Below are 1,799 nucleotides of genomic sequence, written 5' to 3'. Positions count from 1 at the left end.
CGCAGCCACTCACGCATCAAGCTGGCACGGCCTTTAGGCGAATGCACGCGGTCACGGGTAGCCTTCCAGGAAGGGCACATGGGGTCATCAACATCGTAGTTGTAGCAGGCGCCATTGCCGTTGCAGTACACCGCCGCGTCGTAGGCCTGCCACGCCCGCTCATCAATGGTGCGATCCAACTGGCCGCGCAGGGTGACGCCATCAATCGTTAATAGCTCAGGGTCACTGTCTTTGGCGATTAATTCGCTGCCTTCGGCGGGCGACGCAATCTTGCCGGGGTTTAGCTGGTTATGCGGGTCAAACGCGGCTTTAACGCGCTGTAGGCTGGGATACAGCTCGCCAAAGAATTTGGGGCCGTACTCCGAGCGCACGCCCTTGCCATGCTCGCCCCATAACAGCCCGCCGTATTTCTGGGTCAGGTCAGCCACTTGATCAGAAATCTCACGAATCAGTTTTTCCTGTTCGGGATCTTTCATATCCAGCGCCGGGCGCACGTGCAGTACCCCCGCATCGACATGGCCAAACATACCGTAGGAGAGCTTGCGGGCATCCAGTGCGGCGCGAAACTCACTAATAAAGTCAGCCAAGTGCTCTGGCGGTACAGCGGTATCTTCGACAAACGCAAGTGGGCGCTTTTCGCCCTGTACATTGCCCAGCAAGCCCACCGAGCGTTTGCGCATGGCGTAAACTTTTTGGATCTGCGGACGGCCTTCCGCCAGGGTATAGCCTAAGCGCTCTACCGTGGTGTCTTGGCTCAAATGGTCCGTGAACGCCCGCACCCGTTCTGCCAAGCGTTCAGGATCATCGTCATTAAACTCGATCAGGTTAATGCCACGAATTGGCGTGCTGCCGGTGGCGGGGAAAAACGTCGCCACGCTGTCCCAGACAAAGTCCTCCATGGCCAGCTGCAGCACGGTGTCGTCAATGGTTTCAATCGAGGTGGGGCGCGCGCTGGTCGTCATCAATGCCTTGGCATCGCGTAGCGCGTCCATAAAGCTGGCATAACGCACATTGACCAAAGTGGCGTGCTTGGGAATCGGCAGCACATTGAGTACCGCTTCATTCAAAAAGCCCAGCGTGCCTTCCGAGCCGCACAGTAGGCTGTTCAGGTTCAGCTGGCCTTCTGCTTCCCGCAGATGCGCCAGATCGTAGCCGGTTAAGCAGCGGTTGAGCGGCGGAAATTTGGCCTCAATCAGCCCACGCTGTTGGTCAATAATCTCAGCCGCGGTGGTATGCACCTGGCCGAGTATGCCGGATTGGGCAACGGCCTGCTGCTCCTCGTCAGCGCTAAGCGCGCGGCTATGCAGATGCTGGCCTCCCAGCAGAACCGTATCCAACGCCAACACATGGTCACGGGTTTTACCGTATTCGCAGCTGCCCTGGCCGCTGGCATCGGTGGAGATCATGCCGCCGATGGTGGCGCGATTCGAGGTCGACAGCTCCGGGGCGAAAAACAGCCCATGGGGCTTCAGCGCCGCGTTGAGCTGATCTTTCACCACGCCTGCCTGAACGCGCACCCGCCGCGCCTCAACATCAATCTCGAGGATCTGGTTCATATGGCGGGAAACGTCCACCACGATACCATCGGTCAACGACTGGCCGTTGGTACCGGTGCCGCCCCCCCGAGGGGTGAGCACGACATCGCGATGGGGCAGCTCGGCAGCCAGCTTGGCAAGGCGTTCCAGGTCTTCCGCATGCTTAGGAAACACCGCCGCTTGGGGCAGGCGCTGATAAATCGAGTTATCCGTTGCCAGCACCGTGCGGTTGGCATAGTCAGGGGCTATCTCGCCTTCGAAGCC

General features: G+C 59.4%; 1 protein-coding gene. It reads right to left on the bottom strand.

The features are described 5' to 3' along the window. Positions 1-1,799: FAD-binding oxidoreductase (locus tag HVE01_RS19710; RefSeq protein ID WP_146945489.1), on the bottom strand; the 1,799-nt coding region annotated here is incomplete at both ends.

The organism is Vreelandella venusta, assembly GCF_007989605.1.
GTDB lineage: Bacteria > Pseudomonadota > Gammaproteobacteria > Pseudomonadales > Halomonadaceae > Vreelandella > Vreelandella venusta.
This window is presented reverse-complemented; position numbering and strand designations above follow the sequence as displayed.